The following is a 14,198-nucleotide window of genomic DNA, read 5'->3' on the forward strand; positions in this document are numbered from 1 at the left end:
GGGGTCCGCGTCCGGACGGCGGGGGAGGGGCCGCCCTACAGGGAGTCCAGGCGACGGCGCAGGTCGCTCTCGCAGGTCGCCGTGTCCAGGACCTCGCCCAGGGCGGCCAGCACCGCGGGGCGGGCCACGCCGCGGTCCAGCATCCGCCGGGCCGCGGCCCACAGGTTCGCGGGCCTCCCGTGCCACAGCCGCCGGGCCAGGCGCTCGTGGCGGTCCAGCTCCCTCTCCCGTTCGGGGTCGTCGCCGGTGACCGGCCGGTACCACCGGTCCCGGCCGCTGGAGTGGCGGCCGCTGTGCGGCGTGGCCGCCTCGTACTCGCCGTAGTGGTCCAGCCGCAGCAGCGCCCGGCGGCCGTGCGGGGTGTCCGGGTCGAACTCCTCCGGGGCCCAGGTCACCATCTCGCTCGCCAGCAGGGGGAACGCGAACATCCGTCGGGCCAGCGACGCGAAGTCGCCGTCCGGCAGCAGCCGGCGCACCGCCTCCTGGCGCAGCCCCAGCGGGCGCGCCGGGTCGCGGTAGACCCGGGCGAACTCCGCGGTGGACTCCCACACCGCGTCCAGGGTGGCGCCCACGGCCACGTCCGGAAGCCCGCCCCGGGCGCCCGCCCAGCGCACCCACGCGGCCAGCACGTGCGGCATGGCCTCCTGCTCCTCCGGCAGCAGCACCACGCGGCCGGGCAGCCAGTGCAGGAGAAAGGACTCCACCTTGCGCGGGCTGATCCGCGTCGGGCGGCCGCTGTCGACGTCGCAGCCGTGCGCGATGATGTGGTCGGCGCAGCGGCTCGCCGCGTACGAGTCGGAGAGCTCGGCCGCCTCGTCCGAGGCCAGGAAGCGGGCGGCCAGCACGGCGCGCCGGTCGCGCCGCCACACGGGGGCCTGCGGGTCGCCGGCCCCGGGGTGCGGGCCGGGCAGCGTGCGCACCCGTGCGCTGGCCAGGGCGAAGTGGGAGGCCAGTGAGCCCCCGGTCAGATCGGAGACGGTCAGGCCGATCGGCTCGACGGTCGGCCCCGAGGACCGGTCGGTGGACGCCCCCGCCACCATGCGCTCGGTGCGCTCCAGGGCCCGGGACAGCAGGGCCCGCGCCTCCGTGAGCTCGACCCGGGAGAACCGGGCGAACTCGTCCGCGTCGGCCCGCTCGCGGCAGCGGTCGAGCAGCCGGTCGACCTTGGTGGTGACCCAGGCGTCGCGGAGGACGCCGCCGCCGTTGTGGTCCAGGACCAGGATCAGCGCGTGCTCGGGAGGGGGCGGCCCGGCGTCGGGGGCGCGGTCCCCGTCGCGGCTGAACACGCACACCACGTCGTCGGTGTCGCCGAACTGGTCGCTGTTGACATAGGCGGCCACCGGGGTGACCGCGCCCAGCTGGGACGCCCAGCCGGGTACCTGGAGACCGCGTTCCTGGAGGGCGATCACGCCCTGCCCGGCGAGCTCGCGCTGCTCGGAGGACGTGCCCAGCGCGGCGACCGCCGCCAGGACGCCGAGGCCGGCCGGCTTGCCGGAGGCGGTGGCGTGCGCGATCAGGCCCTCCCCGAGCAGCCGCCCGACGTCCACGCCCGGCATCCGCTCGCCCCACCAGCTGCCGAGCAGTTCGCTGAACGCCAGTTCGGCGTCGAGGGGATGGCGCATGGCGAGCATGGCCCGGGAGGCGCGCAGCATCTCGTCGAAGACGGCGCCGGGCACCGGTTCCGGACCTGTGGGCGTGGGAGGTGTAGGGGAGGGCACCGTCCGAGCGTATGACAGCCCCGGGCGTGGGGCTCCCCGTCCGCGCGATCCGGCGGCGGGTCCCTCCGCGGCCGGACGCGGGCGGGGAGCCGCATCCCCCGGGGCGCGGCGCCCGGGGTCCGGGCCGGGGGAGGGGTTCAGCGGGTGCGGGGGGCGGCGCGGTGTCCGGCGAGGAGCGCGGCCCCGGTCCTGAGCGGCGCCTGCCGGACGGCCTGGGAGGGCGGCACGGAGTTCACCATCGCCCGCAGGTGCTCCCGGGCGACCCGCTCGACCAGGTCGGGCGTGACCGTGATGCCCAGGTGCTCGAAGCACTGCCAGGTGTCGCGGACCCGGCGCTCGACACAGCGGTGGGACAGACCGCCGAACTCGTGGTGGAGCCGTGCCGAGATCCGTCTGAGATCCTGGACCGGGAAGGTCGGGAGCATGCGTGCTCACACCCCTAGCTGGAGATGGCCTGGACGGTGACCTCCACCCATTCCACTTGTTCTGGACGTGCTGTCAACCCCTCCTACGGCACGCGGCCGATAAAAAAACATGGATGCGCCGTTTACCCGGAGCCCGCAGTTCCCCCAGGTCAAGGTGGCGAAAGGGATCAATCGGGCGGATAACATTCGCGTTTCAGAGGTTCGAGGTCAAACCGACATCCATCACCCATTGACGGTAATTGCGGGAAAACACGCCGGGGAAACCGCCGGTCCGCCGTGTCCGGACCGCCCGGTGACCTAGCATTTACCTTCCGCCGCCACGGGCGGCCGCCGGCACGAGGGCCGTTGCGCGCGGGCGGGTGTGTCTTATGCTTGAGCCGTGACAGCGGCCGAGAGGGGTCATGGAGCGTGACTCCCGGGAGCCGCGGAGCCTCCGATCCCCCTCGGCGCCGCACCCTCCGGTTCCACCCCGTGGACGGCCCGCGCGGTCGACGGAGGCCACGCGGCCAAGGCAGAAGCCCCAGCGAAAAACGGGTGGGGAATCCGACGGTTCCGGAGGTGTCGAGCAGTTGAGCGCCGAGACGTCCATTCCCCCGCCCCGGCTCAGCAGGGCGCAACTCCCCGACGCGGTGAAATCCCTTCTCACCGACTCCCCGATCGGATTCGCCCTCCTCGGCCCCGACGACGTCTTCGGCACGGTCAACCAGCGGCTCGCCGTCCTCCTCGGACGGACCCCCGCCGAATGCCTCGGCCGGACGCCCGACGACCTCCTGGAGGAGAGCGGCGACCGGGTCGCCGCCGCCAGCCACCGCGCCTCGCTGGCCGGCGTCCGCGAGAGCGGGCACGCGATCCGCGACCGCCACCGCACGCCCTCCGGGCAGGTCTGGGACCTGACCTGGTTCCCCGTCACCGACCCCGGCACGGGGGACGAGCACGTCGCCCTCATCGCCGCGCACGACGGCGGCACCACCCGCCGGGACGAGCAGCGGCTGCGGGCCCTGCTCCAGGCGGGCAACCAGATCGTCTGGGCCGCCGGCTCCGGCGGCGACGTCCACGAGGACTGCCCCCAGTGGAGGGCCGTCACCGGCCAGGACCTCGACCGCTACCTCGGCCGCGGCTGGCTCGACGCGCTCCACCCCGACGACCGCCCCCGCGTCGAACGCGCCTGGGACGACGCCGTCCTCGACATCACGCCCTTCGACGCCATGTTCCGGGTGCGCACCCGCTCCGGCGCCTACAGCCACTACCGTGCGCGCGCCAACCCGATCATGGACGGCGCCGAGACGGCCGAATGGGTCGGCACCCTCGTCGACATCACCACCGAGCGCGAGGCGGACGAGCTGCGCCAGCGTCTCAACCAGCAGCTCAGCGAGGCGGCCATGCGGACCGCGCGCCTCCAGAAGGCCACCTCCGACCTCGCCGAGGCGCTCACCGCCGACGAGGTCGTCAACGCCATGTCGGAGATCGGCCGCTCCGGAGTGGGAGCCGACCACACCTGCGTGGTCCTGCTCGACCGCGACCGCCTGCGCCTCCGCACCATCGCCGCCGCGCAGGCCCACCCGCTGCCCAGGCCCGTGTTCCCCCTGGACCACCCGGACGTCGCGGCCCGGGCGGTCGCCGACGGCCAGCCCCGCCTGGCCGCCAACCCGGCCGAGCTCGCCGTGCTGCTCGACGACGCGCCCATGGCCGCCGAACTCGTCCGGTCCACATCCGAGCGCGCCTGGGTGGCGCTGCCGATGATGGTCGCCGGACGGCCCATCGGGGCGCTGCGCTTCGCCTTCTCCACGCCGCGCGAGGTCACCGACGAGGAGCGCGTGTTCCTGGAGGCCCTGGCGGGCCAGTGCGCGCTCGCGATCGGCCGCGCCACCCTCTACGAGCAGGAGCACAGCACCGCGGAGGAGCTCCAGCGCAGCCTGCTGCCGGAGGAGCTGCCGGCGATCCGGGGCCTGCGGCTCGCCGCCTACTACCGGTCCGGCTCCCAGAACGTGCAGGTCGGGGGCGACTGGTACGACGCCTTCCCGCTGCCCGACGGACGCGTGGCCGGGGTGCTCGGCGACGTCATGGGCAAGGGGATCCCGGCCGCGGCGGGAATGAGTCGCATCCGGAACGCGTTGCGGGCACTGGCGTTCTCCATGCCGGAGCCTGCCGACGTCCTGACCGGACTCGACCGCATGTTCACCGCGACGGAGGGTATGGACCAGGTCACCACACTGGTCTACTTCGTCCTCGACCCCGTCACCGGCCAGCTCGACCTCAGCAACGCGGGACACCTCCCGCCGCTGGTCGTGGCCGGCAGCGCCGGGCCTTCACTGCTCGACACCGAACCCGACACACCACTCGGGATCAGCTCGCCACGAGGTCACCACAAATTCTTCGTGCAACCCGGTAACACCGTCGCCCTGTACTCCGATGGACTGGTTGAGAACCGCAAACGGTCCGTCGACTCCGGACTCGACGAGCTCGTCAGCGTGGCGGCGTCGGCTCCTCCGGAGGTGGTGGGCGATCCACAGCAGATGCTGGAGTACCTTGTTGAGAGCATGCTCGATGGGTATGAGCAGGACGACGACGTCACTCTGCTCGCCGTTCAGCTTCCGGTGATCGATCCCGTGTCGGAGCGGTAGACCGTACGAACAAGTCCATTGCCTTGCCTACAGTGAAGAAGCCGTTCCGCCCCGCGACGCGGCGGTGATCCCCCAGGGGGATGACCTCCGGGAGCGCATACGCTTGAAAGACAAACGGCTTCCCCGCCCCAGTGGGGACGATCCCAGGCCGCAGGTGGGAGAGGGTGTCGTGCCCGGTCCCGACCGGGCGGACCACCGGGTCCGACAATCTCGCCACACGTCCGTTCGAGAGGTGTTTGTGTCATCTGCCAGTTCGACTCGCTCGAAGCAGTCCGAGTCACTGCAAGAGCCCGTCATTCAGCAGCTGATCGAGCGTGGGCGGTCCCAGGGCTTTCTTGAGCCCGAGGACGTGCGCCGTGCCTTCGAAGAGGCCGAAATTCCGATGTCGCAGGCGCAGTCCGTGCTCCGCAGCCTCGCCAAGGAGGGTGTGACCGTACTCGTTCCCGAGTCGGCCTCCTCCCGGCGCAAGGCCCCGCGGCGCAAGACGGCGACCACGCGGTCCACCTCGACCAAGTCCACCACGACGACCACGACGAGCCGGGCCGCCAAGCCCGTGCGCGCCGCGGCCGCCCACGAGCAGCCCGAGACGGTCACCGCGGTGGTCGACTCCGCGGAGGACGCCTCCGGCGCCGCCCGCAAGCCCGCGGCCAAGAAGGCCGCGACCGCCAAGAAGGCGACCGCCCCCAAGAAGGCCGCGGCGGCCAAGAAGACGACCGCGTCCAAGGGCCCGGCGGCCAAGAAGACCGCGACCGCCAAGAAGGCGGGCAAGAAGGACCTCGAACTGGCCGCGGAGGGCGAGTTCGAGGACGACGACGAGGTCCTGGACGACCTCGAGCACACCGGCGCCGAGCTGGAGCTGGTCGAGGACACCCCGGACACCCCGGACCCCTCGGACAAGGACGCCAAGCCGGCCAAGCCCGAGGCCGTGGGCGCGCCGTCCAAGAAGCCCGACAAGGAGGACGAGTCCTTCGTCCTCTACGACGATGACGACGACGCCCCCGCAGCCCAGGTGGTCGCGGCCGGAGCCACCGCGGACCCGGTCAAGGACTACCTGAAGCAGATCGGCAAGGTGCCGCTCCTCAACGCCGAGCAGGAGGTCGAGCTCGCCAAGCGGATCGAGGCCGGCCTGTTCGCCGAGGAGAAGCTCTCCGACGAGGCCGACATCCTCACCTTCGAGCTGCGCGACGAGCTGGAGTGGATCGCCGAGGACGGCGGCCGGGCCAAGAAGCACCTGTTGGAGGCCAACCTCCGGCTGGTCGTGTCGCTCGCCAAGCGCTACACGGGGCGCGGCATGCTGTTCCTGGACCTGATCCAGGAGGGCAACCTCGGCCTGATCCGCGCGGTGGAGAAGTTCGACTACACCAAGGGCTTCAAGTTCTCGACCTACGCCACGTGGTGGATCCGCCAGGCGATCACCCGCGCGATGGCCGACCAGGCCCGCACCATCCGCATCCCGGTGCACATGGTCGAGGTCATCAACAAGCTGGCCCGCGTCCAGCGCCAGATGCTCCAGGACCTGGGCCGCGAGCCCACCCCGGAGGAGCTGGCCAAGGAACTCGACATGACCCCGGAGAAGGTCGTCGAGGTGCAGAAGTACGGTCGCGAGCCGATCTCCCTGCACACCCCGCTGGGCGAGGACGGCGACAGCGAGTTCGGTGACCTCATCGAGGACTCCGAGGCGATCCAGCCGGGCGAGGCCGTCAGCTTCACCCTGCTCCAGGAGCAGCTGCACTCGGTCCTGGACACCCTGTCCGAGCGCGAGGCCGGCGTCGTCTCCATGCGGTTCGGGCTCACCGACGGCCAGCCGAAGACTTTAGACGAGATCGGCAAGGTCTACGGGGTCACCCGTGAGCGCATCCGGCAGATCGAGAGCAAGACGATGTCGAAGCTCCGTCACCCGTCGCGTTCGCAGGTGCTCCGCGACTACCTGGACTAGGTCCCCCGGGTAGTCCCGACCGAAGCAGGACCGAGACCGTTGTGCCGTCCCGACCGCGTGCGGGGCGGCACAACGGCTTCCGGCGCCGGGTCGGCCCACGGGCGTGGCGACCCCCGCGTGTCCTCCGGCGCCCGGTGGAGCGTCCCTTCCCGCGTGCGGGTCCGGCCTCCCGGGGTGTGTCCTTCATCCATCCGACGCCGCCCATGGTGTCGTACGCGCTGTAGGTGCGGCATAAAGTTGCGATACCGAGTCGTTATGTCGCGGGGAGTGACTGTGGGTCACCCCCGCCTCACGCTCCCGCCTCAGTCGCGGACGACCACGTCCATGACGCGAGGGGCCCCCGCCCGCGCCGCGGGCGCCAGCTCCGCGGTGTGCCCCAGGTCCCGCAGAGCCGCCACCAGCTCCTCCGGGGTGTCGGCGTCCACGCCCTCCACCAGGAGCGCGCGGGCGATGTCGCCCCGGGTGGCCTTGGCCATGTGGCTGACCACCGACCGCTCGACGGTCCCGCCCACCTCGCGCTCGCGCAGCACGCGCACCGCGACGGTGCGCCCGGCCGCGGCGCCGGTCGGCCTGAAGGCCGCCGCGTAGGCGGCCGAACGGCAGTCCACCAGCAGCCGCCCCTCGGCGAGCCCGCCCAGGGGGTCCGCCAGCGCACGTCGCCAGTGGGCGCCCAGACCACCCAGAGGGGGCAGCCGCACCCCCATGGACAGCCGGTAGGGCGGAAGCCGGTCGGCGGGGCCGACGACGCCCCACAGGCCGGAGAAGACCAGCACCCGCTCGCGGACCCGGCCGGCCGCGGGGGAGTCGAGGAGGCCGGGCAGTCCCAGCCGCTCGTAGAGGACGCCCGTGTACAGCTCGGCGGCGCGCAGCGTCGGCGCGGTGGCCGCGTCCAGGTTGCGCTTGAGGGCGTCGGCCTGGTTGGCGGTCAGGCCCAGCACGTCCATGGCGACGTCCTCGGGGCCCGCGCACAGCTCCGTCAGTGCCGCCAGCACCTGTTCGCGGGCCGGTGCGAGCTCGGGCAGCGTGAGCGAGCCCGGGTCCAGGCGCGGCCCCTCCCCGGAACCGGCCTTGCCCTCGGACGGCGGCAGCAGGACGAGCATGGTGCGGACTCCAGAAGGGGCGGGGCAGTGGGTTCCCGCCCATGTTAGGGCGTGTTCGGCGGTGCCGGGCGGATACCCGGGGATCCGCCCGCGAGGTCGGCGGCGCCCGGTCCCGGGGCGGACCGCCGGCCCCCGCACGGGGAGCGCCGCCCTGCCGGGACCGCCGCCGCGTGCGCGGAGCGGCGTGCGGGCCGTCCTCCCGCGGCCGGAGGCACGACGGTCCTCCGGCCGCGGGAGGACGCCGGGCCCGTGCCCCCCGGGGTCGCGCGACCGCCGCGGCGGGCCGCCCGGTAGCATCGTCCGCTTCCGACGAGGACTCCGGGGAGCGGGCATGCACGAGTGGGCGGCGAGGGTGGCGCGGGACTGGCCCGCGTTCACCGTGGAGACGCGCGGTGGCTGGAGGCTCGGCCTCGCCGACGGGGTGACCAAGCGGGCGAACTCCGCGCTGGTCCTGGACCCCGGCGCGGACGTCGCCGAGGTCACCGCCTACTACACCGGGCACGGGGTGAGGCCCTGCGCACAGGTGTGGCCGGGGGAGGAGGCCGTGGACGCCAGGCTGGCCGAGCACGGCTACGAGGTGGTGGAGCCCACCCTCGTCCTCGCCCGCGGCCTGGACGAGCGCCCCGCCGCCGAGGGCGCCTCCCTGATCACCGCGCGTCCCACCCCCGCGTGGTCCGCCCTGTTCGGGCGCACGGGCGTGGACGCGCGCACGGCGGGCACCGTCACGCGCATCCTCGGACAGGTCGGCACGGCCTACGGTGTCGCCGCCTCGGGGGAGGGCCGGGGCTGCGCCGTCCTGGACGGGGAGTCGGTCGGGATCTGCGCCATGGTCACCGACCCCGGGGCCCGCGGGAAGGGCGTGGCCACGGGCCTCCTCGCCGACCTGCTGCGGTGGGCGTACGACGAGGGGGCGCGGAGCGCCTACCTGTGCGTCGTGGAGGGGAACGAGCCCGCCCTGCGGCTGTACGGCGGCGCAGGGTTCGTCCCGGTCTCCCGCTACCACAACCGGGTCCTGGGCTGAGGGGGAGGTGACCCCGCACACAACGGGACGGCGGCCCCTGGCGGGGCCGCCGTCGCTGTCAGGCCGTCTTCTCTTGTGCTCGTGTGGCTAACGCTCGTCCGCGGAGTTCTTGCTCTCGGTGAGCTTGTCGGTCTCGTCCTGGATGTCCGAAGCGATCTTTCGGAGAGAGTCGTCGTGCTTGCGCATGTGGTGCGCGCAGAACAGGAGTTCGCCGCCGGAGTTCAGCAGCACCCGGACGTAAGCCTGTGCACCACAGCGGTCGCAACGGTCAGCAGCCGTCAGCGGCTGGGTGGGGGCAAGGGTTCCAGTCACTTCGCCATCCTCAATACTCGGCGTTAGTCACCTCTGACAACATCTAACCCGACCCAGACGTTCCCAACCAGCCGCCGTGTACGCCGACAGCGGAATCTGCCTGGTTGGTGCCTGGAAGGAACGCTTTGGGACCTTTCTCGTCGGTCGTCTGCTCTCGGTCTCGTTCTACCCCGGGGAGGGCCCTGCATCCCCGGAAAAGGGGAGTATCCAGGTCGCATCCACCAGAGGTGGTAGTCTCGCGCGGGGCGGGACCCGTGCTCCCTTCGCCCCTGTACCAGCGGAACACGCTCGTGCGCTCCCGGCGACGACGCCGGACGGCGCCCCGGCGGCGCACGCCCGCCCAGCCCGCCACGTGCGACGGAAAGCGACCGGCGCGCCGCGGCCAGGCCCCCCTTTCGTCGGTGCGGCGCGGTACAAAGGGCACGCACCGCATCAGACCCCGATGGCCCTCGAAACGCAGGAGATGTCCGAGTGACCGCCTTGACCGCAGCCGTCCACGACCCGGGGGACTACTCAGCCCGGCACCTGTCGGTCCTCGAGGGTCTGGAGGCGGTGCGCAAACGCCCGGGCATGTACATCGGGTCCACCGACAGCCGCGGCCTCACCCACTGCATGTGGGAGATCATCGACAACTCCGTGGACGAGGCCCTGGGTGACTTCTGCGGCCGGATCGACGTCACGCTCCACGCCGACGGCTCGGTGGCGGTGAGCGACGACGGACGCGGCATCCCGGTCGACCTCGAGCCCAAGTCCGGGCTCTCCGGCGTGGAGCTGGTCATGACCAAGCTCCACGCGGGCGGCAAGTTCGGCTCCGGCTCCTACACCGCCTCCGGCGGTCTGCACGGCGTCGGCGCCTCGGTCGTCAACGCCCTCTCCGCCCGGGTCGACGTGGAGGTGGACCGCCAGGGCCGCACCCACGCGATGAGCTTCCGCCGGGGCATCCCCGGCCGCTTCGCGGGCCCCGGGCCCGACGCCGAGTTCACCCCCTCGTCCGGCCTGGACCAGATCCGCAAGGTCGCCCAGAGGACCACCGGCACCCGCATCCGGTTCTGGCCGGACATGCAGATCTTCCTCAAGGACGCGGAGATCGCCCGCGAGAACCTGCTGGACCGGGCCCGCCAGACCGCCTTCCTCGTCCCGGGGCTGACCATCTCGGTGCGCGACGAGCGCGCGGAGGGCGTGCCCGCCCACGAGGAGGAGTTCCGCTTCGACGGCGGCATCGGCGAGTTCTGCACCTTCCTGGCACCGGACGACCCGATCAGCGACGTCCTGCGCATCCAGGGCAGCGGGAGCTTCACCGAGACCGTCCCCGTCCTCGACGACGCCGGCCACATGGTGCCCGCCGACGTCGAGCGCCGCCTCGACGTCGACGTCGCCCTGCGCTGGGGCACCGGCTACGACACCACCGTGCGCTCCTTCGTCAACGTGATCGCCACCCCCAAGGGCGGTACCCACATCAACGGCTTCGAGCGCGCCCTGGTGCGGGTCGTCAACGACCAGCTGCGCGCCACCAAGCTGCTCCGGAACAGCGACGACCCCGTCACCAAGGACGACACGCAGGAGGGGCTCACCGCGGTCGTCACCGTCCGCCTGCCCGAACCGCAGTTCGAGGGCCAGACCAAGGAGATCCTCGGCACCTCCGCCGCGACCCGCATCGTCTCCCAGGTGGTCGGCAAGGAGCTCCGCGAGTTCCTCACCTCCACCAAGAAGCTGGAGAAGGCCAAGGCCCGCACCGTGCTGGAGAAGGTCGTGGGCGCCGCCAAGGCGCGCCTGGCCGCCCGCCAGCAGAGGGAGACCCAGCGGCGCAAGAACGCCCTGGAGAACTCGGCGCTGCCCGCCAAGCTGGTGGACTGCCGCAGCGAGGGGCTGGAGCACAGCGAGCTGTTCATCGTCGAGGGGGACTCCGCGCTGGGCACCGCCAAGCTCGCGCGCAACTCGGAGTTCCAGGCGCTGCTGCCGATCCGGGGCAAGATCCTCAACGTGCAGAAGTCGTCGGTCACCGACATGCTCAAGAACGCCGAGTGCGCCGCGATCCTCCAGGTCATCGGGGCGGGGTCGGGCCGGACCTTCGACATCGACGCCGCCCGCTACGGCCGGATGATCCTCATGGCAGACGCGGACGTGGACGGCGCGCACATCCGCTGCCTGCTGCTCACGCTCATCTACCGCTACATGCGGCCGATGCTGGAGGCCGGCCGGGTGTTCGCGGCGGTGCCGCCGCTGCACCGCATCGAGCTGACCAACGTCCGGCGCAAGCGGGGCGCCAAGCCCGAGGACCGCTACATCTACACCTACTCCGACGCCGAGCTCCAGCGCACGCTGCTGGACCTGGAGAAGCGCAAGGTCGGCTGGAAGGAGCCGGTGCAGCGGTACAAGGGCCTGGGCGAGATGGACGCCGACCAGCTGGCGGAGACCACCATGGACCCGCGCCACCGGACCCTGCGCCGGATCCGGGTCGAGCAGGCCGAGGAGGCCGCGGCCGTGTTCAACCTGCTGATGGGCAACGAGGTGGCGCCGCGCCGCAAGTTCATCCAGCAGGGCGCCCAGGAGCTGGACATCGCCCGCGTCGACATCTGACCGGGACGGGGGCCGCGAGGCCCCCGCGCGAAGGGCCCGCACCCCGGTGCGGGCCCTTCGCGCGTCCTCAGGGGGCGGCGGGGGGCTCCCACACGCCCTCCCCGAGGAACCGGTCGATGGAGGCCCGGTAGGGGGCGGGGTCCAGGCCCTTCTGCGCCACCCAGCCGTCGTCGTAGTAGCTGTGCTGGTAGCGTTCGCCGCCGTCGCAGATCAGGGTGACCACACTGCCCCTGCGGCCCTCACGGAGCATCCTGGCGACGAGGTGCCACACCCCCCACAGGCTGGTGCCCGTCGAGCCGCCGGCGGACAGGCCGGTGTGGTCGTACAGGTGCCGCATCGCGGCGATGCTCGCCGCGTCGGGCACGGGGATCATGAGGTCGATCACGGAGGGGACGAAGCTCGGCTCCATCCGGGGGCGGCCGATCCCCTCGATCCTGGAGGGCATCCCCGTGGCGTAGTCCGGGGCGCCGGTGACCCAGCCGGGGAAGAACGCCGAGTTCTCCGGGTCCACCACGGCCAGCCGGGTGTCCATCCGCCGGTACCGCAGGTACCGCCCGATGGTCGCGGACGTGCCCCCGGTGCCCGCCCCCACCACGATCCAGTCGGGACAGGGGTAGCGCTCCATGCCGAGCTGCTCGAAGATCGACTCGGCGATGTTGTTGTTCCCGCGCCAGTCGGTGGCCCGCTCGGCGTAGGTGAACTGGTCCATGTAGTGGCCGCCGCTCTCCGCCGCGAGCCGCTCCGCCTCGGTGTACATCGCGGGCGGGCTGTCCACGAAGTGGCACCGGCCGCCGTACCGCTCGATGAGGGCGATCTTCTCCGGACTGGTCCTGCGCGGGATGACCGTGATGAAGTCCAGCCCGATCAGCTGCGCGAAGTAGGCCTCCGAGACCGCGGTGGACCCCGAGCTGGCCTCCACGATCGTGGTGCCCTCGCGGATCCACCCGTTGGCGAGCCCGTACAGGAACAGCGAACGCGCCAGCCGGTGCTTGAGGCTGCCGGTGGGGTGCACCGACTCGTCCTTCAGGTACAGGTCGATGCCCCATTCCGGGGGCAGGGGGAACACGTGCAGGTGGGTGTCGGCCGAACGGTTCGCGTCCGCCACGACCTTGCGGACCGCCTCGTCGACCCAGGCGCGGGTACCGTCGTCGCTGCGGTCCACCCACGGGGCGGCGTCGTCCGGTTCCGGACCGGTTGGTGAGGATGCCATGGTCAGCAGGGTAGCCCTCCCGGGTCCCCGGCCCCTCCGCGCCCCGGGAGCGGGCGCCGGTCCCCCGCGGCCTCCCCGGCACACGGGAGGCCGGGCCCCTCGGGCCCGGCCCGGGTCGCGGGGGCGCGGCCGCCCGGCCGGCGGCCCCGGTGCGGGGGAGGGCGCGCCGGGCGGCGCGCCTCAGTCCAGCGATCCCCCGGACATCACCGAGTACATGCGCCGGTAGGTGGCCGCCTCGTCGTGGCGGCTCTGGCGCTCCAGCGTGCGGGCGAGCGCGATGTGCGCCCAGTTGTCCACCGGGTCCAGCTCGATGATCCTGCGGAAGGTCCTCTCGGCCTTGTTGAGCTGAGCGGAGTGGAAGTAGGCGCGTCCGAGCAGCTCCAGCAGCGACCTGCTGTCGGGATCGTGCTCGACGACGGGTTCGAGGGTGCGGGCCGCGTAGATCGGGTCGCCCAGTTCCATGAACATGCGGGCGCGGTTGTAGGTCTCGTAGGTGCTCTCTTCCACGGTGCTCCTTCCGACGGTGCGAACCGTCCCGGATCACAACGGCCAGGGGTCTGGCCGCATTCCCTGGTGTGGCGTGTGGGGTGGAGGCGCTTGGTGAGGTCTGGTGTGACCCATTGGCGCCACCACCCCCATCAGAGAGATCCCCGCACACGGGGCCCGCACACGCGATCCGCCCTCCGGGCCGGGGCCCGGGAGGCGCGGACGGCGCTCCGCGCCGCGTCGTCAGAGGTCCGTGGGGGAGATCCGCCCGGTGTCCACGTCGTAGATCGCGCCCGCGACGGGCAGGCCGGCGGGGAGCAGCGGATGGTGGCGGATGCGCTCCAGATCGTGCCCCAGCGCGCCCAGCTGGTCGCTGTTCGTGTGGAACTCCAGGCTCCGCGTGTCGACCCCGTACTCCTGCTGGATGAGGTCGTGGACGGCGTCGTCGCCGGGCACCGACGCCATCTTGCAGCGGGTGTGCGGAAGGACCAGCACCCGCTCGACCCCGAGCAGGTACACCGCCAGCACCAGGGTGCGCAGCGTGTCGTCGGTCACCCGGGCGCCCGCGTTGCGCAGGATCTTGGCGTCGCCCGGCTCCAGACCGAGCATGTCCAGGGGCTCGATCCTGGAGTCCATGCAGGTCACCAGGGCGAGGCCGCGCCCCGCGACCGGTTTGAGCCCGGCCAGCGAGAAGCCGGCCGCGTAGTCCGCGTTGGCCGCGAACACGTCGTCGAAGGCGCCTGCGGAGGGGACGGCACCGTTGTTGTCACCCACGTGGAGTCACTCCCTTGT

The 14,198-nt window shown here is 72.4% G+C and carries 11 protein-coding genes; 4 read left to right on the forward strand and 7 right to left on the reverse strand.

The genetic code is table 11. The features are described 5' to 3' along the window. Positions 1 to 35: 35 nt before the first annotated feature. Both ACQPYD_RS07180 and ACQPYD_RS07185 read right to left on the reverse strand, forming a co-directional pair. Positions 36 to 1,652 (reverse strand): hypothetical protein, encoded by a 1,617-nt coding sequence (locus ACQPYD_RS07180; RefSeq protein WP_433701981.1) that lies wholly within the window; start codon positions 1,650 to 1,652, stop codon positions 36 to 38. A gap of 203 nt (positions 1,653 to 1,855) precedes the next feature. Further along, positions 1,856 to 2,143: a hypothetical protein gene (locus tag ACQPYD_RS07185; protein ID WP_433700295.1), complete on the reverse strand. Its 288-nt coding sequence runs from the start codon at positions 2,141 to 2,143 to the stop codon at positions 1,856 to 1,858. A 569-nt stretch (positions 2,144 to 2,712) separates the two neighbouring features. On the opposite strand from ACQPYD_RS07185, the gene ACQPYD_RS07190 reads away from it, so the two are divergent. Together ACQPYD_RS07190 and ACQPYD_RS07195 are read left to right on the forward strand one after the other, a co-directional pair. After that, positions 2,713 to 4,764 (forward strand): SpoIIE family protein phosphatase, encoded by a 2,052-nt coding sequence (locus tag ACQPYD_RS07190; protein WP_433700296.1) that lies wholly within the window; start codon positions 2,713 to 2,715, stop codon positions 4,762 to 4,764. A 238-nt stretch (positions 4,765 to 5,002) separates the two neighbouring features. Beyond that, a complete protein-coding gene (locus ACQPYD_RS07195) occupies positions 5,003 to 6,700 on the forward strand; it encodes an RNA polymerase sigma factor (protein ID WP_433700297.1) in 1,698 nt (565 codons plus the stop codon). 302 nt (positions 6,701 to 7,002) lie between these two features. Here the strand turns inward: ACQPYD_RS07195 and yaaA are convergent, their stop codons facing one another. Next, complete coding sequence (gene yaaA, locus ACQPYD_RS07200) at positions 7,003 to 7,800, reverse strand: peroxide stress protein YaaA (RefSeq protein ID WP_433700298.1); 798 nt, start codon at positions 7,798 to 7,800, stop codon at positions 7,003 to 7,005. Between the two features lie 331 nt (positions 7,801 to 8,131). On the opposite strand from yaaA, the gene ACQPYD_RS07205 reads away from it, so the two are divergent. Further along, positions 8,132 to 8,821, forward strand: a complete 690-nt coding sequence (locus ACQPYD_RS07205; RefSeq protein WP_433700299.1) for a GNAT family N-acetyltransferase — start codon at positions 8,132 to 8,134, stop codon at positions 8,819 to 8,821. Between the two features lie 87 nt (positions 8,822 to 8,908). On the opposite strand, the gene ACQPYD_RS07210 is transcribed toward ACQPYD_RS07205, so the two are convergent. Beyond that, positions 8,909 to 9,133, reverse strand: coding sequence for a DUF7455 domain-containing protein (locus tag ACQPYD_RS07210; protein WP_267948676.1), 225 nt, complete (start codon positions 9,131 to 9,133; stop codon positions 8,909 to 8,911). A gap of 471 nt (positions 9,134 to 9,604) precedes the next feature. Between ACQPYD_RS07210 and ACQPYD_RS07215 the strand changes: the two genes are divergently transcribed. Beyond that, positions 9,605 to 11,710, forward strand: coding sequence for a DNA gyrase/topoisomerase IV subunit B (locus tag ACQPYD_RS07215; protein ID WP_433700300.1), 2,106 nt, complete (start codon positions 9,605 to 9,607; stop codon positions 11,708 to 11,710). Positions 11,711 to 11,777: 67 nt separating this feature from the next. Here ACQPYD_RS07215 and ACQPYD_RS07220 read toward each other — a convergent pair whose 3' ends face one another. From ACQPYD_RS07220 to ACQPYD_RS07230, 3 genes are all read right to left on the reverse strand, one after another. Beyond that, positions 11,778 to 12,920: a PLP-dependent cysteine synthase family protein gene (locus ACQPYD_RS07220; protein ID WP_433700301.1), complete on the reverse strand. Its 1,143-nt coding sequence runs from the start codon at positions 12,918 to 12,920 to the stop codon at positions 11,778 to 11,780. A 180-nt stretch (positions 12,921 to 13,100) separates the two neighbouring features. Next, a complete protein-coding gene (locus ACQPYD_RS07225) occupies positions 13,101 to 13,427 on the reverse strand; it encodes a tetratricopeptide repeat protein (protein ID WP_330161432.1) in 327 nt (108 codons plus the stop codon). A gap of 222 nt (positions 13,428 to 13,649) precedes the next feature. Beyond that, on the reverse strand, positions 13,650 to 14,180 hold the full coding sequence (locus ACQPYD_RS07230) for a beta-class carbonic anhydrase (RefSeq protein WP_433700302.1): 531 nt from the start codon (positions 14,178 to 14,180) through the stop codon (positions 13,650 to 13,652). Positions 14,181 to 14,198 lie beyond the last annotated feature (18 nt).

The organism is Nocardiopsis sp. CA-288880, from assembly GCF_050955985.1.
In the GTDB taxonomy this organism is placed as follows: domain Bacteria; phylum Actinomycetota; class Actinomycetes; order Streptosporangiales; family Streptosporangiaceae; genus Nocardiopsis; species Nocardiopsis tropica.

What these genes read in the sequence shown, in the direction of transcription:
- ACQPYD_RS07180 (WP_433701981.1), bottom strand. Translation starts at nt 1,652, where the DNA reads ATGCTGCGCGCCTCCCGGGCCATGCTCGCCATGCGCCATCCCCTCGAC.
- ACQPYD_RS07185 (WP_433700295.1), bottom strand. Translation starts at nt 2,143, where the DNA reads ATGCTCCCGACCTTCCCGGTCCAGGATCTCAGACGGATCTCGGCACGG.
- yaaA (WP_433700298.1), bottom strand. Translation starts at nt 7,800, where the DNA reads ATGCTCGTCCTGCTGCCGCCGTCCGAGGGCAAGGCCGGTTCCGGGGAG.
- ACQPYD_RS07205 (WP_433700299.1), top strand. Translation starts at nt 8,132, where the DNA reads ATGCACGAGTGGGCGGCGAGGGTGGCGCGGGACTGGCCCGCGTTCACC.
- ACQPYD_RS07220 (WP_433700301.1), bottom strand. Translation starts at nt 12,920, where the DNA reads ATGGCATCCTCACCAACCGGTCCGGAACCGGACGACGCCGCCCCGTGG.